18 protein-coding genes are annotated in these 20,433 nt (G+C 65.6%); 4 read left to right on the forward strand and 14 right to left on the reverse strand.

From position 1 onward, the window contains the following. Positions 1 to 9: 9 nt before the first annotated feature. Together EV641_RS24715 and EV641_RS24720 are read right to left on the reverse strand one after the other, a co-directional pair. Positions 10 to 702 carry a response regulator gene (locus EV641_RS24715; RefSeq protein ID WP_054806565.1) on the reverse strand — a complete coding sequence of 231 codons (693 nt, stop codon included), beginning with the start codon at positions 700 to 702 and terminating at the stop codon, positions 10 to 12. Continuing rightward, complete coding sequence (locus EV641_RS24720; RefSeq protein WP_132475376.1) at positions 699 to 2,300, reverse strand: sensor histidine kinase; 1,602 nt, start codon at positions 2,298 to 2,300, stop codon at positions 699 to 701. The genes EV641_RS24715 and EV641_RS24720 overlap by 4 nt, the downstream gene beginning before the upstream one ends. A gap of 120 nt (positions 2,301 to 2,420) precedes the next feature. On the opposite strand from EV641_RS24720, the gene EV641_RS24725 reads away from it, so the two are divergent. Further along, the gene (locus EV641_RS24725; RefSeq protein ID WP_132475379.1) at positions 2,421 to 3,791 is read left to right on the forward strand and encodes a cation:dicarboxylase symporter family transporter; all 1,371 of its coding nucleotides are present in this window, start codon (positions 2,421 to 2,423) and stop codon (positions 3,789 to 3,791) included. Positions 3,792 to 3,875: 84 nt separating this feature from the next. Here the strand turns inward: EV641_RS24725 and EV641_RS24730 are convergent, their stop codons facing one another. The 6 genes from EV641_RS24730 to EV641_RS24760 all read right to left on the reverse strand — a co-directional run bounded on the left by EV641_RS24730 (position 3,876) and on the right by EV641_RS24760 (position 9,480). Next, positions 3,876 to 4,658, reverse strand: a complete 783-nt coding sequence (locus tag EV641_RS24730; protein WP_277874525.1) for a TetR/AcrR family transcriptional regulator — start codon at positions 4,656 to 4,658, stop codon at positions 3,876 to 3,878. Positions 4,659 to 4,849: 191 nt separating this feature from the next. Next, positions 4,850 to 5,644: a hypothetical protein gene (locus tag EV641_RS24735; protein WP_132475385.1), complete on the reverse strand. Its 795-nt coding sequence runs from the start codon at positions 5,642 to 5,644 to the stop codon at positions 4,850 to 4,852. After that, a complete protein-coding gene (locus EV641_RS29970; protein WP_241997450.1) occupies positions 5,638 to 7,137 on the reverse strand; it encodes an LLM class flavin-dependent oxidoreductase in 1,500 nt (499 codons plus the stop codon). The genes EV641_RS24735 and EV641_RS29970 overlap by 7 nt, the downstream gene beginning before the upstream one ends. Continuing rightward, complete coding sequence (locus tag EV641_RS24750; protein WP_132475388.1) at positions 7,134 to 7,391, reverse strand: hypothetical protein; 258 nt, start codon at positions 7,389 to 7,391, stop codon at positions 7,134 to 7,136. Before EV641_RS24750 ends, EV641_RS29970 begins: the two co-directional genes overlap by 4 nt. Before the next feature lie 40 nt (positions 7,392 to 7,431). After that, positions 7,432 to 8,055 (reverse strand): HD domain-containing protein, encoded by a 624-nt coding sequence (locus tag EV641_RS24755; protein WP_054716780.1) that lies wholly within the window; start codon positions 8,053 to 8,055, stop codon positions 7,432 to 7,434. A gap of 57 nt (positions 8,056 to 8,112) precedes the next feature. Then, entirely contained in the window at positions 8,113 to 9,480 is a 1,368-nt protein-coding gene (locus EV641_RS24760; RefSeq protein WP_241997451.1) for an MFS transporter, read from the reverse strand. A 515-nt stretch (positions 9,481 to 9,995) separates the two neighbouring features. Between EV641_RS24760 and EV641_RS24765 the strand changes: the two genes are divergently transcribed. Together EV641_RS24765 and EV641_RS24770 are read left to right on the forward strand one after the other, a co-directional pair. After that, on the forward strand, positions 9,996 to 10,739 hold the full coding sequence (locus EV641_RS24765) for a class II aldolase/adducin family protein (protein WP_054716787.1): 744 nt from the start codon (positions 9,996 to 9,998) through the stop codon (positions 10,737 to 10,739). 82 nt (positions 10,740 to 10,821) lie between these two features. Then, positions 10,822 to 12,072: an amidohydrolase family protein gene (locus tag EV641_RS24770; RefSeq protein ID WP_054810437.1), complete on the forward strand. Its 1,251-nt coding sequence runs from the start codon at positions 10,822 to 10,824 to the stop codon at positions 12,070 to 12,072. A 39-nt stretch (positions 12,073 to 12,111) separates the two neighbouring features. On the opposite strand, the gene EV641_RS24775 is transcribed toward EV641_RS24770, so the two are convergent. The 6 genes from EV641_RS24775 to EV641_RS24800 form a co-directional block, all read right to left on the reverse strand. Further along, positions 12,112 to 12,963 (reverse strand): GntR family transcriptional regulator, encoded by an 852-nt coding sequence (locus EV641_RS24775; RefSeq protein ID WP_241997452.1) that lies wholly within the window; start codon positions 12,961 to 12,963, stop codon positions 12,112 to 12,114. A gap of 72 nt (positions 12,964 to 13,035) precedes the next feature. Then, positions 13,036 to 13,965: a 2-hydroxyacid dehydrogenase gene (locus EV641_RS24780; RefSeq protein ID WP_132475391.1), complete on the reverse strand. Its 930-nt coding sequence runs from the start codon at positions 13,963 to 13,965 to the stop codon at positions 13,036 to 13,038. Between the two features lie 56 nt (positions 13,966 to 14,021). Next, positions 14,022 to 15,488: an MFS transporter gene (locus EV641_RS24785; protein ID WP_158289211.1), complete on the reverse strand. Its 1,467-nt coding sequence runs from the start codon at positions 15,486 to 15,488 to the stop codon at positions 14,022 to 14,024. After that, positions 15,485 to 16,366 carry a VOC family protein gene (locus EV641_RS24790; protein WP_132475397.1) on the reverse strand — a complete coding sequence of 294 codons (882 nt, stop codon included), beginning with the start codon at positions 16,364 to 16,366 and terminating at the stop codon, positions 15,485 to 15,487. Before EV641_RS24790 ends, EV641_RS24785 begins: the two co-directional genes overlap by 4 nt. A 16-nt stretch (positions 16,367 to 16,382) precedes the next feature. Continuing rightward, entirely contained in the window at positions 16,383 to 17,546 is a 1,164-nt protein-coding gene (locus EV641_RS24795) for an acyl-CoA dehydrogenase family protein (RefSeq protein WP_132475400.1), read from the reverse strand. A 32-nt stretch (positions 17,547 to 17,578) separates the two neighbouring features. Then, complete coding sequence (locus EV641_RS24800; protein ID WP_054719589.1) at positions 17,579 to 18,415, reverse strand: alpha/beta fold hydrolase; 837 nt, start codon at positions 18,413 to 18,415, stop codon at positions 17,579 to 17,581. 272 nt (positions 18,416 to 18,687) lie between these two features. On the opposite strand from EV641_RS24800, the gene EV641_RS24805 reads away from it, so the two are divergent. After that, positions 18,688 to 20,376 carry a class I adenylate-forming enzyme family protein gene (locus EV641_RS24805; protein WP_132475403.1) on the forward strand — a complete coding sequence of 563 codons (1,689 nt, stop codon included), beginning with the start codon at positions 18,688 to 18,690 and terminating at the stop codon, positions 20,374 to 20,376. Positions 20,377 to 20,433 lie beyond the last annotated feature (57 nt).

Raw genomic sequence — 20,433 nt, forward strand, 5'->3', positions numbered from 1 at the left:
CAGGGTGCGTCACGTTCGTCGGGCGTAGCGCACCTGCGGACGACCGGCCTTGCCGTATTCGGTGAGTCGCACGAGCGCGCCGTCGTCGGCAAGACGTTCGAGATAACGCCACGCCGTCACCCGCGACACCCCGATCCCTTCACCTACCTGTGCGGCGGTGCACGGCTCGTCGACCTCTCGGAGGAAGCCGACGATCCGGTCGAGTGTCGCGGGGGCGATGCCCTTCGGGCTCGACGCGCGTGTGTCGGATGTTCGCAATGCCGCCATCGCGCGATCGATCTCGTGTTGTCCGGCGGCTCTACCCGCGCTGTCGAGTGCCTCGCGGTACGACACGTAGCGTTCGAGCTTGTCGCGAAGCGCTGCGAAGGTGAACGGCTTGAGCAGATACAGCACGATTCCGCGGGCGACGGCGGTGCGCACCACCTCGAGTTCGCGCGCCGAGGTCACGGCGATGATGTCGGGACTTGGGTGGAACACGCTGAGCGCGGCCGCGATATCGAGTCCGCTGGTGTCGGGCAGTCCGATGTCGAGGAGTACGAGGTCGATCGGTTCACCCGCGTGAGCGGCCGCGGCAACCGTGCGCAACGCGTCCTGCCCTGTATGTGCGACACCGGAAACCGTGAATTCCGGTAATCTGCCCAGATATTCGCGGTGCGCGTCCGCGATGAGAGGTTCATCTTCGACGATGAGTACACGAATCATGATTCGGTACCGTCCCTTCCGGGCCCCATCGGGATCTCGACGACGACCATCGAAGCGAGTGACGACTCGGTGTGCACCGTGCCGCGGTACCGGTTCACGACCTGGCTGACAAGCGCCAGCCCGAGACCGTGATGATCGGACTTCGTGGAGTATCCGCGCTGTGTCGCGTGGGCGAGTGTCTCCGCGGTCATCCCCGGTCCGCTGTCTGCCACTTCCACGACCATCGTCGACCCCTCCTGCCGTATTGCGACTTCGACCCACGGGTCGTCGGAAGCGCGTGACGCATCGATGGCGTTGTCGACGAGATTGCCGACGAGGGTGACGAGATCCCCGGTGCTCATCGGCGGGGTGGACTCGAGCGCGGTGTCCTCGGTGACGGTCAGCGCGACACCGCGGGTCGAGGCGTCGCTGGACTTTCCGAGCAGCAGCGCAACCAGAGCAGGTTCACGGACCGCTGTGGTGAGGCGATCCATCAGCGACTGCGACAACGCCAGCTCGTGGGTAGCGAACGAGACCGCCTCGTCGGTGCGACCCAACTCCACCATCGTGACGATCGTGTGCAGCCGGTTCGCCGATTCGTGCGCCTGGGTTCGCAGGGACTCCGCGAACCCCCGCACAGAATCGAGTTCGCCCAGGACGTTCTGCAGTTCGGTGTGGTCGCGGAGCGTGACCACGGCGCCCAGTCGTCGTCCTTCCCAGAGCACTGCGTCACTGTTGACCACGAGCACCCGGTTTCCGGTCACATGCATTTCGTCGCGCACGTCGTCGCCCCGGCGGGCAAGCTCCCGGAGGGTTTCGGGGAGGTCGTCGAATCGTGCGGCGCGGTCGGAAGGAACTTCGAGCAGGCGGCGGGCTTCGTCGTTGATCACGTCGATCCGCGGTTGGGAGGAAGCGTCGGTACCGAACACCAGCAGACCTTCGCCGATGGAGTGGAGGACGGCGTCGTGGTGCTCGTAGAGCAGACGTAGCTGCCGGGGGTCGAGTCCCAGCGTCTGCCTCCGCAACCGGCGAGCGATGAGATAGGCACCCGCCGCGCTGACCGCGACCCCGGCCGCAACCACACCGATGATGGTCGGAAGACCGTCCAGGAAGCCCTGCCAGATCCGCTGCCGGGTCACTCCGACGGACACGAAGCCGACGAGTTCTTCATCCTGACCGTAGACCGGCGCGACCGCACGGATGGACGGGCCGAGCGACCCGGTGTACGTCTCGGCGAAGGTCTCGCCCGCGCGTGCCGACTCGGTGTTCCCTGTGAACGGGCGTCCGATCTCCTCCGGAGTCGGGTGCGTGAGCCGGATCGCGTCCTCGGTCATCACCACCACGAAGTCGACGCCGGTCGCGGCGCGCACTTCCTCGGCCCGCTCTTGCAGCGTCCCCACGGGGTCACCGGCGGAGATGCCCTCTGCGACCTCGGGAAACCGCGCGATGGTATCGGCGATCTCGATCACTTCTCTGCTCGTTGCCCGGTCCGCCTCACGGCGTTCGTCGACGATGAACAGGGCTCCGGCCGCCACGACCATCACAGTGAACACCACCAGCTGCAGGATCAGCAGCTGTCGGGCGACGCTGAGTGGGCGGTGCTGTCGGGGTTCCGGCATATGTCCTCGCGCATTCGACGTGCATGAACTCAATGCACGCAATCTTCTCCCGCGGCTTTCCGGGTACCACCATTTTCCAGGGTGGACGTGACTCCGGTCACCAGACGCGAAGGGCGCACAATGAGCATCAGTAAGAGCGGTTCCACACGCCGCGACCGTACCCACTGGCTGTATATCGGCGTCATCGTCGCGGTGGTCGCCGGGGTGGTCGTCGGATGGTTGGCCCCGGAAACGGGTAAGTCGCTCGGTGTCCTCGGCACCATGTTCGTCGATCTCATCAAGATGATGATCAGCCCGGTCATCTTCTGCACGATCGTGCTCGGCATCGGATCGGTGCGCGCCGCGGCCAGCGTCGGACGCATCGGCGGTCTCGCCCTGATCTACTTCATCGGAATGTCGACGGTCGCTCTCGCGATCGGTCTCGGCGTCGGCAACCTTCTCGATCCGGGTTCGGGTCTGACGCTGGACCCGGAGACCACAGGCTCGGGTGCCGCACTCGCCGAGCAGGCGCACGCCGCGGGCGGCACCGCCGATTTCATCGCCTCGATCATCCCCACGTCGCTGCTGTCCGCTCTCACCGCCGGTAGCGTGTTGCAGACCCTGTTCGTGGCGTTGCTCGTCGGATTCGCGATCCAGGGCATCGGGAAGTCCGGAGAGCCGATTCTGCGCGGTGTCGCGCATGTCCAGAAGCTCGTGTTCAAGATCCTGACGATGATCTTGTGGCTCGCCCCGATCGGCGCGTTCGGTGCGATCGCGAACGTGGTCGGTCAGACAGGCCTGAACGCGGTGGTGCAGCTGGGCGCTCTGATGCTTGCCTTCTACCTCACGTGCCTGGTGTTCGTGTTCGGTGTGCTCGGCTCGCTGCTCAAGGCCGTCGCCGGAGTCTCTGTCTTCAAGCTCGTCCGGTACCTCGCCCGCGAGTATCTGCTGATCTTCGCGACTTCGTCGTCGGAGTCCGCTCTGCCTCGTCTGATCGCCAAGATGGAGCACCTCGGTGTCGAGCGCACGACGGTCGGTGTCGTGGTGCCCACGGGCTACTCGTTCAACCTCGACGGCACCGCCATCTATCTGACGATGGCTGCGCTGTTCGTCGCCGACGCCATGGGCAGTCCGCTCATGTTGTCGGAGCAGGTGTCGCTGCTTGTGTTCATGGTCATCGCGTCGAAGGGTGCTGCGGGAGTCACCGGCGCCGGTCTCGCGACATTGGCGGGCGGCCTGCAGAGTCACCGGCCGGATCTGCTCGACGGTGTCGGGCTGATCGTGGGTGTCGACCGATTCATGTCGGAGGCGCGCGCCGTCACCAACTTCTCCGGCAACGCCGTCGCGACGCTGCTGATCGGCACGTGGACTCGCTCGGTCGACCGCGAGCGCGTCGATGAGGTGCTGTCGGGCCGGGTGCCGTTCGACGAGAGCATGCTCGGTGACGACGACATGCCGGAACCTCCCAAGGAACCGTCGCGGCTCGAGAAAGTCTCTGCTGTTGGGCCGTAGTGCCGTAGTCAGGGTGAATTCACGCTCCGCCGCACGAGTGGCGGGTTGGTAGAGACCTGTCGGTATGCCCGCCCGGTCAGCAAGTCAGTCGTCGGTAGCGGTGTTGCCATTCGCGTTGCGAGACTTGGACAACGATTCCATAAGACCGCGCATGGCACGCATATCGGAGCGTAGCTCGTCCAGTTCGGAGCGGAGGTCGTCCACTGTGTCGATGGGTGGTTCGGCGGGCGCCGGTTCGCGCTTCACCTTCGTCGGCGACGGGGGCGGCGTCACGGTGGTTGATTCGGTTCGTGCCGGGGCGAACCCGTCGAAGAAAACCGATGTGACAGTGGCGGTTATCGATTCGATGTCGGCGGCGAGGGTGTCTCGGTGCCATCTGACCGACTGGAAAACGCACTCTCGCATCATCCGCTGGAACTCGAATACGTCTATACCGGAATTGAATTCACCATTGCGTACTCCTTCATCGACAACGTCGAACCATGCCCGGTGCGAGGATTCGACGGAACCGGCGATCTCCGTGTACTCGGGGAGCGCACCGAGGTTCTCGATCTCGTTCTGATAGATCTCTGTGGCGTAGGGATGCTGGTCTGCGACTTCGAGTGAGACTCGGACCATGAGCCCGAGACGATGGCGGGCCGTCTCGGGCTCGGCCCGGACGCTCTCGTAGTTGCATACCAGGTCCGTCAGGAAACTCCTCAGGATCTCGGAAACGATGGCATCCTTGGAACTGAAGTAGTGGTACAGCGTCCCGGAATTCAGCCCGACCGCGTCGGCGATCTCGCGGATTGTGGTGGCTGACATTCCTCGTTCGGAAAAAAGCCGAGCCGATTCGGCCAGGATCTTCTGACGCCGACTGGCTGTCACTGTTCACCTCTCGTGTTCGGGTCTGACGATCTGTGCATGCGCCGCCGCATTCGAGGCTATCAGCAGGTCAGGGCTGTTTACCTGAGCCACGTCAATGCGCTCTTCGCTCGTTGTGGCCACGTTTGCCGAGCATGCGACCCAGGTGGGGTCGAGTTGCTACCGGTAGGGGTGTGATGCGGGGAACTGCCTTCTCACGAGTCGAACCATGTCCAGTTCCAAGGCTCGATGTTGCGTAGTACCCCGGCGAACAAGAGTTCGAAGCCTTGTTCGAGCGGTTTCGGCTCGAGCTCGATCCCGCGCCGTGCCCGATCGGCCAGATACAGGGCTGGGTCTCCGTCGAGAAACACCATCACGATCCGCACCTGACCCGATGAAGTGCGGTCGTCCTCTGCGAACGTGACCCCGTCGTCCGAATCGCGTCCCACGTCGAGTGTGGTGCTGTAGCTCGAGAAGGTCCACACCCCGGCGACCTCCTCGCATTCCAGCAGGGCCGGTATTACTTCGCGGTCCTGCCTGGCAAAGAACTGCTCGCTCACACTGCCGTTGGGGTCCTGGACCCGAGTCGCGACCAGCGAGATTCCCCGGTTCGGACGCATCGGCAGCGCGTCCGCGCTGACCAGGCAACGCGGGCTCACGTAGCCCTTGACCGGCATGAAGGTGCCCATCACCAGACGCCGACTGAGGCGGACATCGGGTCGCCGTCCCATTTGGAACGTCCGGACCGCGAGGTCTTGCCATTGGGCGAGGCTCTCGTCGACGGGGTCCCGGAACCAGTAACTGTTGACGTAGTGCACTCCGTCGAGCGCTTCGCAGGTCCGGGTGGATTCTGCGCAGTCCGGGCTGTGCACCCACCGCTCGCCGTGGACGACACCGTCCAGAGCCAGATTTTCGGGCCGATGGTCGAGCTGGTGCCAAGCGTTGTACTCCGCGTGCGAAGTCGGGTCTACCACCTGGGTGAACGAGAAGAACACCTTGCGGCCTAGCATTGTGCTGCCTCGGCGAGTGCCGGCGCGACCCGGGTGAATAGCAGTTCCACGTGGCGGTCGACCAGCGCGTCGGGCATCCCCGGGAGCCCGGCCCACAGATAGACGTGCTCCACTGGCATGGAATGAGTTCGGAGACGGATCTCATGGGCCGCCACCTCGGGTGTGGCGACGGTCAGCCCCGGCATCGCCCCCGTCAGATCGAATTCGGCGATCAACTCGATCTCCAGATCGGTGGCGCTGCGCACATCACCACGCCTGCTCGCATATGTTGCCTGTTGGTGTGCGAAATGCGGGATCAGTCGTCTTGTAGTCGCCTCGGGATCATCGGCCACAATGATGTTGAGCATGCCACCGCGGCGGGCCGCGCCCGCGCCGTGGCCGCCCTCCTCGAGACCGGTGAGGTACGGCGCCGACAGAGCCGGGTCGAGCGAGAGTAGTCCGGCTCCGAGACGTCCGGCCCGGGCGGCGCCGCGGGGCCCCTGATATCCGAGCCACATCGGCACCGGTGCCTGCGCCGGTCCCGGCGTGACACCGCCATCCGACAGTAGATTCCGCACCGCGGCGAACACTGTGTCGGTGACGTCGTAGCGGGTGCGAAAGTCCGATCCGAATGCGTCGAATTCCTCTGAGGACCACCCGGCGCCGAGCCCGAGTTCGAGTCGCCCGCCCGAGACCAGGTCTACGAGCGCGGCCTCTTCCGCGATGTGGACGGGATGGCGGTGGGGCGCGAGCAGGACGGCCGTGCCGATCCTGATGCGCTCGGTTCGGGCGGCGATCGCGGCGGCGAGGGTGAGCGGTTGCGGTAGGTAGCCGTCCTCGAAGAAGTGGTGCTCTGTCAGCCACACCGAATTTGCGCCGAGTTGCTCGGCCCAGGCAACCCGATCGAGCATCGCACCGTAGTGCTCAGCGCGGGGGCGTTCCCATCGGGTCGGGTTGCGCATGTCGAGGAAGAGTCCGAGCTTCACGAAAAGCGGTGTCCTGTCCGTCGGTGTGGTCGAATGAATGAAGTGGCTGGGCTCAGTCAGCGGCGGGAGGGGCAGGGCCATCGAAGGCACGATCTCTGCGGCGGCGTTGTCGCCTGAATCGGCGGCGCCGCACACGTCGACATCCGCGCAGTCGCGCGCGTCCTCGATGTCGGCCCCTCTACCGATCTCGGTTTCGAAGGTGGTTTGCCACTGGGTGAGCTGCTCGGAGGTCCAGCCGAACTGTGTGCGTTCGTCGAGCAGGCGATCGGCGACCCTTGCAACCATCGCCACCCGCGGTGCGCGTCTCGACTCGACCTCCCCGAGAATGTCTGCGGGGGCCAACGGCCGTGTCTTTGTGCGGTAGTGCGCCCAGGTGGCCTCGAGAGCGTCGGATTCGGCACAGTCCCTGAGCAGTTCGGACCAGTAGTACTCGCCGAATCCGTCCGGGGGCGCGTACTGTTCGATTCCGGACCGGATCCGAAGGATTTCCCGGCACGTAAAGACGTCGACGGTCTTGACCCTGGTCACGACGCGATCACATTCGGTGATGCGGCCGTTACGGATTCGAGCGCCACCCGGCGGATATCGCGCCTGCCGAACTTGCCGCCCGACGAGCGCGGAGCAGCTGGTCGACGGCCGGATGTGTTCAGCCTTCCGTCCGATGTCTCGGAGCGCTCGGGAGTGGCAACGGCTTGTACCTGCACGATCTCGTGCAGCGGGTCGATGCCCCACCAACCCGACTCGACGTACTGCCGTGCAGTCGCCGCGTCGATCGAACTCATGGACTGGTTCCTCCTGTGCGGGGGTGGCGGGTGTGCGGAGTTACTCGGACTGCGGGTCCCCGGAGACCTCTTTCGACCACACCAGGTCCTGATCCCCCCACGTGCGCGGTGGGCGGGAGAAGACCTCCTCGAGCATCGGCATGAAGAACTCGAGGGGTTCGGTGTCGTAGTCGGGGTCGAACGACTCCTGGTCCCATGCTCCGCAGAAGTGGGCGCAGGTGTCGAAGTAGGGGGAGTCTCGATACCGGTCACGACTGTCGGTCGGAATCCCGAGCTTGTCGCCGTAATGGTAGGTCTGGAAGACACCGTGGTGTTTGACGATCCACACCGCCTCGTCGTCGAGCACCGGCCGCAGGATCGCGGCAGCGACCTCGCTGTGATTGTCCGGGCAGAGATCGTCGCCGATGTCGTGTAGGAGGGCGGCCACCACGAGATCGACGCGGGCACCCTCCCGGTGTGCACGGGTCGCGGACTGCAACGAGTGCTCGTAGCGATCGACGCGGTAACCGAAGGTGTAGCCCTTCATCGACTCGAGCAGACGCACAACCGTCGCGAGCCAGTGGTCGCGACGATGGACCGCGGCCTCGTCCCGGATCAGTTCCATCTCCGCGGCGGTGGCGTCGTCCATCCGGGAGAATTCGACGGTACGGGTGTTGTCAACCATGTCAGCTTCTTTCGGTCTCGGTCTCGGTCTCGTTGGTCGATGCGTCGGGCCGGGCAGTCAGCCCGGGCTGACACTGGTTTCGCTCGGTGTGTCCGTCACCGCGGTGAGGGCGAGGCCTTTGGTCTCCTGGGTGAAGTAGGCGGCGGCGGCAACAGCCAGTGCGAGCACGATGACGTACCAGGTGAACAGGTCCGGCGTACCGCGGGAGGTCAGCCACGAATTGAGGTACGGCGCGGTACCTCCGAAGATCGCAGCCGCGAGCGACACCGCGATTCCCGTACCTGCGGCGCGGGACTTCGTGGAGAACAATTCGGCGAACCAGGCGACCTGTGTACTGGCCGCGAGCGCCTGGATGACGAGCGCCAGGGACATCGCCACGACCAGGGTGAGAGCCGAACCGTCGAGCATGCCCGACAGGGGGAAGGCGAGCAAGGCCACCAGCAGTCCCCACGCGATGTTGTTGGGACGACGTCCGAATCGGTCGGCGAGGAGTGCCGCGAGTGGGAGAGCGAGGATGAAGACGATGTTGGCGACCACGCCGGCCCACATCGCAAGTTTGTCGTTCACGTGGTGGAAGCTGATGGCGTACGCGGGAGCGTTGACCGACCAGGTGTACGAGAAGACCGATGTGCCGCCGACGAGGAGAACGACGCGCAGGATCGAGGTCCGCTGCGCCCAGATGTCGCGGAGCGCGGAGCGTGCCGACGACGGTGTCCCGGTGCTCGCGGCCTGGTCGGCGAAAGCTGCGGATTCCTCGAGGCCGCGACGCAGGTAGAGCGCGAAGAATCCGAGCGCACCGCCGATCAGGAACGGGATGCGCCAGCCCCAGTCGGCCATCGCCTGGGAGTCGATCGCGGTACGCATCACCGCGCCGAGGAGGGTGGCGAGCACCGTTCCTCCGACGGTGGACATGATGACCGTGGTACCCCACAGTGCGCGGTTGTCGGGCCGCGCCACCTCGGCGATATAGGTGTATGACCCGCCCTGCTCACCGCCGTGTGCTACGCCCTGGATGCAGCGGACGACGAGCAGCCACAGCGACGCGAACACGCCGATCCGCTCGTAGGTGGGCGCGATCGCGATCAGGACACTCGATGCTGCGACCAGTGTCATGGTCAGCACCATGACGAATTTCCGTCCGCGCCGATCGGCGACCAACCCGAAGATCAGGCCGCCGATCGGGCGCATGACGAACCCGACCGCGAACACCGCCATCGTCGACAACAGGTTCGACACCTCGTTGGTCGAGTGAAAGAACTGGTTGGAGAAGTAGACCGCGAAAATCGCGAACACGGTCCAGTCGAACCACTCCAACGTGTTTCCCATATTGACGGCCAGAATCATCCGAGCCCGGCCCTTGACCCGGGATCGGATCGCCGGCGTCGGACTCTCCGCAGGATCGTTCTGTGTTGGTGAGGCGGTCATGCCGGTTCTCCTTGTCGGGAGGGGTGCGGTGGGGCAGTGGGAAGGGCGGAGCAGTCTCAGCGCTGGACGGTTGTTGGAGGGGACCCGGTGCCGTCGTGTGAGGTTCCTCGGTTTTCTGCTCCTGCCCGATTCGGAATCGGGACGAGGGGCACGAGAACACGGAGGACTGCGCGCTGTATGGCGAGCATCACAAATTTAGGGCGATCCGCAAAATATGTCAATCAAGCGTTTGGCTGGCTATGGCGGGACGTGGGATGCGCGATGTGCATCTCTGACGACTCGGGCTGCACGGTATGTGTGCAGATCGGGGGACCTGGGGGCCGGTCGGTGGTCGCGGGTGCGGGGCTGGGTGCTGTTCGTCGACGGCGTGGGGTTCCCCGGTGCGAGGGCTTACATCAGTATCTTTTGTAAGATAGAGTTCCGACACGTCCGAATCTGTGACCCCAATCTCACCCCATGGAGGCGCTGTGACCGTGTACGACGAATCGACGGCCATTGAAGGTGGTCCGGATTCGATGGGTGAGTGGCGACCGCGTGCCACGCCTCCGATCGGGGTCGATCTCAACAACGAGCAGAAACTCGCCTGCGCGTTCCGGATTCTGGCGCGCGACGGCTTCAGTGAAAACATGGCCGGCCACATCACCTGGGCCGATCGGGACGACGACAGCCTCCTGATCAACCCGTGGGGGCTGTGGTGGGACGAGGTCGCGGCTTCCGATGTGTGCCGTGTGGACGCGAACGGTGCTGTGATCGAGGGCAAGTGGGATGTCACGCCCGCTTACCACATCCACACCGAACTGCACCGGCGTCGTCCGGACGCCCGGGTGGTCATCCACAACCACCCGTACTACGTGACCGTGCTGGCCGCTGTCGGTGTTCTGCCGATGATCGCGCACCAGACCGGCAGTCTGTACGACGACGACCTGTCCCTGGTCGACGAGTACGACGGTGAGATCAACGACGCCGAGCTCGGTCGGGGTCTCGCCGACCAGATCGGCGACCGCAACAACGTCATCCTCGCCAGCCACGGCATCATCACCACCGCCGACACGATCGAACTCGCGGTCTACCGCGCAGCCTCGATCGACCGGTTCTGCCGGCTGGCGTACGACATCCTGCTGCTCGGCAAGGACCCACTGCCGATCGAGAAGAGCATTCGAGTCGCGATGCAGAAGGCGCTCGTCGAGCGAGCGGCCGGTGTCTACTGGGCCGGCGCCGTGCGCAAGCTGCTCCGGACCGACCTCGACGTTCTCGACTGAAGACTTCCATACCCCAAAATTTGCGGCTGCGTAGGTAACGCAGCCGGATTCGCCGACCCCCGACAATTGAGGAGCGTGCGAGATGGCCAATCTCGACGAACTGATCCACAACACCGACTTCACCCAGAACGTCAAGGGAAAGGTGACCTTCCTGCCCGAACCGGAGAGGGCGCACCGGCCTTTCCCCTTCATCTCCGTCGATGATCACATCGTCGAGCCCAAGGACGCGTTCGAAGGTCGTCTGCCGGCGAAGCTCGCCGACCGAGCACCCAAGGTCATCCACCGCGACGGCGCGGATATCTGGGTGTACGACGGTAAGGAGATCCCGAACGTCGGCTTCAATGCGGTCGTCGGACGCCCGGTCGACGAGTGGGGTTTCGACCCGCAGCGCTTCGAGGATATGCGCCGTGGTTCGTGGGACATCCACCACCGTGTCAAGGACATGAACCTCTCGGGTGTGTATGCGTCCCTGAACTTCCCGTCGTTCCTCCCCGGATTCGCCGGCCAGCGTCTACAGCTGAGCACCAATGACCAGGAACTGGCGCTTGCTGCGACGCGCGCCTACAACGACTGGCACCTCGAGGGATGGGCGGGCCCGTATCCGGACCGGATCATCCCCTGCCAGATCCCGTATTTCCTCGACCCCGAGATCGGTGCGCAGGAGATCTACCGCAACGCCGAGCGGGGCTTCAAGGCGGTGACCTTCTCCGAGGGTCCCCACGCCCTCGGGCTGCCGTCCGTGCACTCGGGTCACTGGGACCCGATCATGCGGGCGTGCGAGGAGACCGAGACCGTCATCAACCTGCACATCGGCTCGTCCAGCACGTCGCCGAGTACATCGGAGGACGCTCCGCCTGATGTGTCCGGCACGTTGTTCTTCGGCTATGCCATGTTCGCGACCGTCGACTGGTTGTTCTCGAAGATCCCGGTGCGCTTCCCGAATATCAAGATCGTAATGTCGGAAGGTGGAATCGGTTGGGTTCCTGCACTTCTCGACCGTCTCGATCACATGAACACCTACTCGTCGATGTACGGCACATGGGAAGGCATCGACATCTCCCCAGCGGACGTGCTGAAGCGGAACTTCTGGTTCTGCGCCGTGGAGGATCCGTCGACGATGGTTCTGCGTGACCGGATCGGGATCGACCACATCCTGCTGGAGGAGGACTACCCGCACAGCGACAGCCTGTGGCCCCGGACCATGGAGGTCGTCAGTGAGTCCATGAAGGGACTCTCTGCCGACGAGCTACGCAAGATCACATGGGAGAACGCATCCAAGCTGTACCGGCATCCAGTGCCGCAGAGCGTGATCGACGATCCGAACAGCTTCTGACCGAGTGCTGGGCGGGTCCGGCCTTCCGGTCGGGCCCGCTCAGCCGAAGAACAGGCGGTCCCGCGCGACCGCGGGATCGAGCGAGACCGCAGGTCGGTCCGGGTCGTGCGGATAGGTTTGTACATCTCGGAGATGCCGGGCCGCGATCACCCGCGCCGATGCGGCGTCGCCGTCCTCGATGCACTGCAGGATCTGGCCGTGTACGGCCAGCGCCTGGGTCCGTTCTGCCGGCGGAATCCGTTCCGGGTCCGCTCGCTCGCTTGCCCAATCCGTGACGTGGCTCGACCACAGGGCCTCGAGGGCTCCAGCCAGCACGATCAACGACCGGTTTCCGCACAGCTTCACCACGGATTCGTGAAACCGTCGCGAGAGTGCGGTCGCGGCAACAAGATCGTCGACTTTCGACAGTGATTCCTCGTGCAGGGCGCGCAGAACCGGAACCACCTCGGTGGCACGGTCTCCGCGTTCCGCGCACAGCGCCGCGCACATCGGCTCGACCTCGTGCAGCGCGCGACCGACGTCGTCGATGTCCGTTCCCGACATCGCGAGCACCATCGAGAGGCTGTAGGCAACGTTTCCGGGGGTGGGCCGGTGCACGACGGCTCCGCCCCGGTTACCGCGGCGGACACGGACGAGACCCTCGGCCTCGAGAATGCGCAGGGCCTCACGTAGGGACTGGACGTTGACCGGGTACTGCTCGCGCAGTTCGGCTTCCTTCGGCAGGAGGTCGCCCTCGTTCAGATCGCCGCGCAAGATCCGCTCGCGGATCTGGTCTGCCACCATCTCGGCGAGTCGCCGCCAGCGCAGGCTGCCCGGGTCGGAGACTGGCGACTTCCGGTCTTGTGCGTGTGCGGGCACTGCCGCCGCATCCTTCCGATCTCGGGAGTCCATGAGTATAAAGTTACCAAATTTACTGAACTTGGCCTGCAACCTATCGAGCCGTTTCCGCGGGTCGGAAGCGAATCACCCTAGCGTCCATAGCGGCAGTTCGTCGCGGCACACCCGTGCGACATTGGCCGCAGTCATCTTGTACATACGTCGACGGGCCGTCGAACTACCACCGGCGACATGCGGGCTCAGCAGGACATTGTCCAGCTCGAACAGCGCACTGTCGGACTCGAGCGGTTCGCGCGCAAAGACATCCAGCGCGGCCCCGGCCACGGATCCGGAGCGAATTGCAGCGGCGAGCGCAGCCTCGTCGACGACCGGACCGCGAGCAACGTTGACCACCAAGGATTCCGGTGGTAGCAGCGCCAGCTCCGGTGCGGCGATCAACCTGTGGGTCTGTGCGGTGAGCGGGACTGCGACCACGAGCACGTCCGAGCGCGCGAGGAGGTCATCGAGCGGCCGGTGTCGCAGCGGAGAACCAGGGTCGGGGTGCCGCGAGGTGTATACGACGTCACATCCGAATGCCTGGAAGAGCGCGCCGCAGCGCCGGTTGATGTCGCCGAAGCCGACGAGCCCGACCCGGCGTTCGCCGAGGTCACGACACTCGCGTTGCAGGATCGACGCCTGCGGCCACCGTCCGGCACGCATCTCGGCGTCGGACCACCTGATCGAACGACACAGGTCGGCTGTTGCCGCGACCACCCACTCCGCGACCGAAGCGGCGTTACCACCGGGTGTATTGGCAACGGGTACACCGACTTCGGTCCAGGAATCGACGTCGATGAAGGAGATGCCGACGCCGGGCTGCTGGATCAGCTGCAGGTGTCCGCCCACCGCGGCCTCGGCGGCACCGAGCGGCAGCTGCCCACTCCAGTCCGCAACGACGATGTCGGCGTCCGGCAGCAGGGCCCGCACTTCCTCCGCGGTCCGGACGGCGGGTACGAGAACGGAGCCGGCATCGCCGACGGCGGTCCGCACCGCCCGCTCGACCGCCGGATCCTCCATGAGAATCAGGACCCGGTGGGGCGGGCGGTGCGGGCTGTGCCGGTGCGGCGCAGGGATCAGGCCGTCGATGGTTCACCGGTTCTTCCGGGCAGTCGTGTTGCCGCCAGGCCACCGAGCACTGCGCATGTGGCGATCAACGCGTACGCCCACTGGAACCCGATGCCCTCGTACACCGGCCTTCCGCCGGCCATCGCCTGAATGTTCGCATTGAGCACCACGAACACCACGGTTGTGCCGATACCTGCCATCAGGGTGCGGCTCACCTCGGTGAGGCTGGCGCTGACCACCTGATGGTCAGGCGGCACCGCCGCGATGACGAGATTCGGTATCGCGGCGCCGGCCAGTCCAACACCGAGATGGGCCAGTGCGGTCGCGGTGAGCACGAGCAGTTCGTCGCCGCGTCCGAGGCCCATCGTCAGCGCGCCGACCGCGATGGCGACGGCCGCCGCTACCATGTGCACCTTCGCTCCGTGTCGCCGCACGGTGAGTCCGACGATCAGTCCGCCGCCGACGATGCCGATTCCGTTGATCACGCCGAAGATCGCGAACTCACTGGCCGTCATGCCGAATCCGTAGTCGCCGCCGGCCTCGCGAGGCGTCATGGCCATGATCGCGAGGATCGAGCTGGTCGTGGTGCCGACGCCGTACACCAGGCCCGACGCGAGCACCGTGTACAGCAGCGCCGGACGTCGCAGTTTCCGCAGATCGACCAGCGGTTCGGGGGCGTGGCCCGCCTGCACGATCCAGGCCGCGAACAGCGCGCACCCCACCGCCAGCAGACCGAGAGTTCCGGCGCTGGTCCAGCCCCACTGCGGCGCCGAGCTCACCGCGACCAGGACGGCCGCGACCGAGCTGCCCAGCAGGAGCGCACCCATCAAGTCGGGACGCGAATCCGAGGACCGCACCGGGGATTCCGGCACCATGAGCAGAGCGGCGCCCGCCAGTACCGCCGTGAGGACGGTGACGAACCAGAAGGCGCCCGAAACACCGTGATTGTCGATGAGCCAGCCCGCGAGGAACGGCTGCAGCACGACGACGATACCGGTACCGGTCACGGTGACACTGACCGCGAACGGCACGATCTTCTCGGGGAAGACGTCTCGGATCAGCGAATAGCAGAGGAACGCGACCGAGAAGATCGCACCCTGCAGCGCGCGGCCGAGCAGGAACATCGGGAAACTCGACGCGACCGCGGACAGCAGGGAGCCGACGACGGTGATCGCGAGCACGACCATCAACAGGCGCTTCTTGCCGTACATGTCGGCGAGTTTGCCCACCAACGGCATCGCGATGCTCGCGGTGAGGAACGCGATCGTCATGGTCCAGCCGGCCTGAGTGGTCGCGTACTCGGCCGAGATGGTAGGCAACGCGGTACCCGCGAGGACCGCGGACACCGGGATGATCTCACTGACGAGGATCAGGACGATCAGGATCGTGACGAGCCGTGGCGTCCACCGGTGAGGGTCCTCCGCGACGGCGGCGGTGCCGCCCACCGGCACTCCGCCGTCGACGGTGCCTGTCACTGCGGGAGTCCCTTCGCTCCGGCCGGCGGCGGCGTGTACCGGTGGCCCCACACCGCGCCCTCGGTGATCCGGTAGGTGGGGGCCGCGTCTTCGATTCGTTCACCACCCCATCCGATCTCGGTGGCGTGACCGTCGGGGGAATAGGTGTAGAACGAGAGCATCCGGTCGTTGGTATGCTTGCCCAGCGACTGCATCATCGGGACTTCGAGATCGTGGGCGCGATCGAGAGCCTTGCCCATGTCGTCGAGGTCGACGGTCTCCACCATGAAGTGGAGCAGCGCAGGGCCCGCAGCAGGATTGAGTCCTAGCGTGTGCTGGCGAGCGTTGCAGCCGAGGAAGTAACTGGTGCCGCCGGGCAACGCGAGCGAGTTGCGTTCGGCGAATCCCAGTACCCCTACGTAGAATTCGTAGGTCGCTTCGGTGTCGACACAATTGAGGATGACGTGTCCCATGCCCTGATCGCCCGTGACGAAGCCGGACAGGTGCGGAAGCTCCACACGCCGGTGGCTCAGCACCGGCCCGTAGAAGAGTTCCACCCGATTGCCGGACGGATCGTCGAACGCGGCGAAGCCCGTGACCTGCCGCAGGGCGCACTCCTCGGCGGTGCCGGCGCGGGTCTCGATGCCCGCGGACTCGACACGGGATACCAGGTCTTTCAGATCGGAACGGTTCAGGACCTCGAAGCCGACGGCGTCCAGTCCTGGTACGGCAGACTCGGTGACTACCAGTCGCGGCGGGTAGTGGTCCATGCGGTAGTGCAGTGAGTCCGGCAACGGGCCGTCGACCGGCATCATGCCGATGAAATCGCGGACGAAGGGATTCCACCGCTCCGCCGACTCGACGTTGAGGCGTAGGTATCCCAGGGAAAGGACAGGCATTGCGTACTCCTCGAATTCAGTAGAGGTTGCCGGGTTCGCCGGTGAGCAGGTACCGGCCGTACTCGAAATTGACGATGTCCGGCAGGTTGATGGCATGATGCTGGCCGGCATGGACGTCGCGCCAGACCGATTGCAGGGCACTCGACAGCGCGATCGACCGTGGCCCACCCACCTGGTATGCCTTGTCCGCAGCCGAGACCGCCAGTCCGACGGCCGCGATGTGATCGCGTTTGGTGCGCTGACGCATCGTCATCGTGACCGGCTCGCCGCGCTCGACAGCACCGAAGGCGTCGGCGAGGTCGGCCTGCAGGGTCCGGTACGCGGTGTCGACCTCGAAGTCTGCCACGGTCAGGCGTGCCAGCGTGGCCGCGTGCGGCATCTTGGACGCGTCGACCGCCAAGCGAGACTTGTGAATCGAGACCGCTTCGTCGATCACCCGGCGGGCCATGCCGATCAACGGCACCGCGACGGCATTGACGAACAGGGTGTACCAGGGCAGCCGGAAGAGTCCGGTGGTGTTCACCTCGTTTCCGGGATAGCGCTGCGAATAGAGATCGACGACGTCGTGCGTGCGATGTTCGGGCACGAATGCGCCGTCGACGACGATGTCGTTGCTGCCGGTACCGGCGAGGCCGGACATGAACCAGACGTCGTCGATCGTGTAGTCGGCGCGGGGCAGCAGCAGATGGATGTGCTGCCCGGTGCGCTGCCCCTGCTCGTCGGTGACCATTGCGCCCAGGAAGACCCAGTCGCAGTGGTCACTGCCCGACGAGAATCCCCACCGTCCGGTCAGTTCGTAGCCGCCCGGCACAATTTTGGCGGTGCCGGCCGGACTGTAGGACGAACTGATCCACGCGTCGGGATTCTCTCCCCACACGTCCTTCTGGGCTCGATCCGGGAACAGGCCCAGGTGCCAGGAGTGGACGCCGACGACACCGGTGACCCAGCCCGCAGAGCTCGACAGCCGCGCGAGCTCGTACATCGCGGTGTTGAAGACACCCGGATCGGCCTCGAACCCTCCGTAACGCTTGGGTTGGATGAGTCGCATGATGCCCGCGTCTCGCAGGATCTTCGCGGTGTCCGCCGAGAGTCGGCGCTCTTCGGTACATTCGGTTTCGAGTGCCTTCAGGCGGTCGCCTGCAGCGAGGGCGGTGTCCAGTGCGTCGTGCCGGAACTTCATGTGGGAAAACTCCTTCGGTGCCAGAGGGGGAATCAGCGGGTGAGGAAATCGGTCGTGAGCGACTCGAAGTCGTGCTTGCGTTCGACTTGGGCCCAGTGCCCGCATTCGCCGAGAATGTGCAGGTCCGCCTTGGGCATGCGGCGAAGCGCGAACAGGGCGCCGTCCGGGGGTAGCATGCGGTCGTCGCGGCCCCAGGTGACCAGGGTCCGGTGCGGGATCTCGTCGGTGCGTGCCCACAACGGCGCCTTGCCGGGCAGGGCCAGCGACGCCATGACCGCGCGCATCCGCTCGATGGCCCGGGGCGCGGTGGCGTTGTTCCAGCGTTCCTCGAGCAACTGAGGTGTGATCGTCGCCGGGTCGTAGACCATTGAGTCCACCCAGGCCTCGAGCGCTTCGCGGCTGGGGTCGACGAGAAACGCGTTCAAACGCCGGGCGCCCTCGCTCATCATCGGTCCGAGCAGCGGTGCGTACAGGCCGCCGGGACCCATCAACACCAGTCGCTCGACGCGTTCGGGTGCGATCGCCGCCGTTTCGAGCGCGACCCATCCGCCCATGGAATTGCCGAGAACGTGGGCCTTTTCGATGCCGAGGTCGTCGAGCAGCGTGACCATCGACTCCGCGGCGAGTTCGGGGTACGGACGGTCGTACTCGATATCCGGGCTCGCACCGAAACCGGGCATGTCGACAACGATGGTGCGGAAATTACGCGCGAAAACCGGCAGGTTCTTCGAGAAATTTGACCAGCCGGAGACTCCTGGCCCCGACCCGTGCAGCAGTACGAGGGGATGACCTTCACCGGCCTCGTGGAAGTGCAGCTTGTCGGTGGCCGACGGTCCGTGCGTCGTGGCGTCGTAGTCGAGGGTTTCCATGCGATCCGATCTCTCTGTTGCGGCGAGTGCATTTCGTCCCGACGAAGCCGGGGCCGAGGTCCACGAGGAAGTGGGCTCGGTCTCAGCCGGCCAGGCCGTGTGAGGCGAGTCACGTACGAGGGGTACGGTAACGGCTGTTGCCGCCCCGATCAAGCGAACGGTTGATATTTCCCAATCAATTGATTGATCAACCGCTGTTTTGGCGCTACCGTATGTGTTCGGGCCGTCTGTGATGGCCGACACGATCATGAATTCGGGCCCGGGAGGCAGTGATGGACATCGCGGCGGCTGCACGCTACAGGCAGGCCGGCTGGTGGGGTACGCGTTCGCTCGGTGAGGTCGTCGCCGACCACGCGAGGAGGATTCCCGCGGCGCCGGCGTTTGTCGCCGGCACGGACCGGACGAGCTGGCTTGACTACGACACCTATGCCGACACCATCGCGGCGGCACTGGTGGGCGCAGGAATCGAGCCCGGGGGTCGCGTCGGGGTGCTCCTCCCGGACACTGCGGATGTGCATGCCGCGTTGGTGGGGACCGAGCGAGCCGGTCTCGTGGCGATGGGCATCGGCGCACGTGCCGGCGACGCCGAGATCACGCACCTGCTCGGTCGTTCCGGTGCGGTCGCGCTGATCACGAGGGCGGATGACCGGGGCCGCGACATCGAGCAACTCGGGCAACTCGTGCACGCGGCCGGGCTGCCCGTTCGCGCGCACCTCGTCGTCGGGGCCGGGCGGGTGCAGGCGCTCCGTCGGCTCGACGCCGGACGCTGGCGTGAGGTCCCGGTCGAGTTCGCCCCGGACGACCTGGTGCGTCCGCGCGCCCTCGGTCCGGACGAGGTCTCGATGCTGAATTCCACTTCGGGGACCACCGGCCTGCCCAAGTGTGTGGTGCAGTTCCAGAACCGCTGGATGCACTTCTCCCAACTGGCTGTCGAAGCCGGCGAACTCGGCCACGACGAGGTATTCCTCGCGGCGGTCCCGGCCCCCTTCGGCTTCGGACTGTGGACGAGCCACTTCGCACCGGCGATGCTCGGGGCGCCCGCCGTGCTGCTGCCCCGCTTCACCGCCGACGAGATGGTGCGGAAGATCGCAGAGGAGCGGGCGACTGTCCTGTTCTGTGTCAGTACGCAATTCCGCATGCTGCTCGCCTCGGATCTGGCGGAACAGGTCGATCTGTCGTCCTTGAAAGTCATGTTCACCGGCGGCGAAGCGGTGCCGTACCGGGACGCCGCGAGGTTCGAGGACCGGACCGGCGCCACCGTGCTGCAGTTCTTCGGATCCAACGAGAGCGGCGCGTTCAGCTACACGACGACGAAGGACCCACGGGAGAAGCGGCTGACGACCGCGGGCCGGATGGTGCCCTCGATGACCGTCCGGCTGTACGACGACGAGGGACGGGACATCACCGCAAGTGGCGGGCCGGGGCAGCCTGGCGGCACGGGACCGCTCCTGAGCATGGGGTACTACGACGACCCGGCGGCCAACGACGCGCTCTACGCACCGGACGGCGCGCTGCTCATGGGAGATCTGGTCACCATCGACGACGGCGGCTACCTCACCGTCGTGGGCCGCAAGGCCGAGATCATCATCCGAGGGGGGAAGAACATCTCGGCCGCCCACGTGGAGCGAGAGGTCGAAACCCATCCGGATGTCGAAATGTCGGTGGCCGTAGGACTTCCGGACCACGTCTTCGGCGAGCGGGTCTGCGTCGCCGTCAGCGGAAGTTCCGCTGCCCGGCTGACACTGCCCGGTCTGGCCGCGCATCTGATCGAGCACGGGATGACCAAGGAGTATCTGCCCGAGTACCTGCTCGTAGTCGACGAGCTGCCCCGGTCCTCAGGAGGCAAACTGGCCAAGGGACAGGTCCGGGACCTGGCTCTGGCGGCGCTTGCCGCGGGTGAGCTCGAGGTCGCGGCCGGTGTCGGTCTCCTCGATCCGGTAGGGCGAGGGGCGCAGGGATGAGTTCGGCCGCCACCGCGCGTGGTGGTGTCGTGTCGTTCCGCGGTCGCCGATCGGCGA

It is taken from the genome of Rhodococcus sp. SMB37 (assembly GCF_004345605.1).
In the GTDB taxonomy this organism is placed as follows: Bacteria; Actinomycetota; Actinomycetes; order Mycobacteriales; family Mycobacteriaceae; genus Rhodococcus.

What these genes read in the sequence shown, in the direction of transcription:
- EV641_RS24780 (WP_132475391.1), bottom strand. Translation starts at nt 13,965, where the DNA reads ATGGAGGATCCGGCGGTCGAGCGGGCGGTGCGGACCGCCGTCGGCGAT.
- EV641_RS24765 (WP_054716787.1), top strand. Translation starts at nt 9,996, where the DNA reads ATGGGTGAGTGGCGACCGCGTGCCACGCCTCCGATCGGGGTCGATCTC.
- EV641_RS24725 (WP_132475379.1), top strand. Translation starts at nt 2,421, where the DNA reads ATGAGCATCAGTAAGAGCGGTTCCACACGCCGCGACCGTACCCACTGG.
- EV641_RS24755 (WP_054716780.1), bottom strand. Translation starts at nt 8,055, where the DNA reads ATGGTTGACAACACCCGTACCGTCGAATTCTCCCGGATGGACGACGCC.
- EV641_RS24770 (WP_054810437.1), top strand. Translation starts at nt 10,822, where the DNA reads ATGGCCAATCTCGACGAACTGATCCACAACACCGACTTCACCCAGAAC.
- EV641_RS24795 (WP_132475400.1), bottom strand. Translation starts at nt 17,546, where the DNA reads ATGAAGTTCCGGCACGACGCACTGGACACCGCCCTCGCTGCAGGCGAC.
- EV641_RS24735 (WP_132475385.1), bottom strand. Translation starts at nt 5,644, where the DNA reads ATGCTAGGCCGCAAGGTGTTCTTCTCGTTCACCCAGGTGGTAGACCCG.
- EV641_RS24790 (WP_132475397.1), bottom strand. Translation starts at nt 16,366, where the DNA reads ATGCCTGTCCTTTCCCTGGGATACCTACGCCTCAACGTCGAGTCGGCG.
- EV641_RS24800 (WP_054719589.1), bottom strand. Translation starts at nt 18,415, where the DNA reads ATGGAAACCCTCGACTACGACGCCACGACGCACGGACCGTCGGCCACC.
- EV641_RS24720 (WP_132475376.1), bottom strand. Translation starts at nt 2,300, where the DNA reads ATGCCGGAACCCCGACAGCACCGCCCACTCAGCGTCGCCCGACAGCTG.
- EV641_RS24750 (WP_132475388.1), bottom strand. Translation starts at nt 7,391, where the DNA reads ATGAGTTCGATCGACGCGGCGACTGCACGGCAGTACGTCGAGTCGGGT.
- EV641_RS24805 (WP_132475403.1), top strand. Translation starts at nt 18,688, where the DNA reads ATGGACATCGCGGCGGCTGCACGCTACAGGCAGGCCGGCTGGTGGGGT.
- EV641_RS24760 (WP_241997451.1), bottom strand. Translation starts at nt 9,480, where the DNA reads ATGACCGCCTCACCAACACAGAACGATCCTGCGGAGAGTCCGACGCCG.
- EV641_RS24715 (WP_054806565.1), bottom strand. Translation starts at nt 702, where the DNA reads ATGATTCGTGTACTCATCGTCGAAGATGAACCTCTCATCGCGGACGCG.
- EV641_RS24775 (WP_241997452.1), bottom strand. Translation starts at nt 12,963, where the DNA reads ATGGACTCCCGAGATCGGAAGGATGCGGCGGCAGTGCCCGCACACGCA.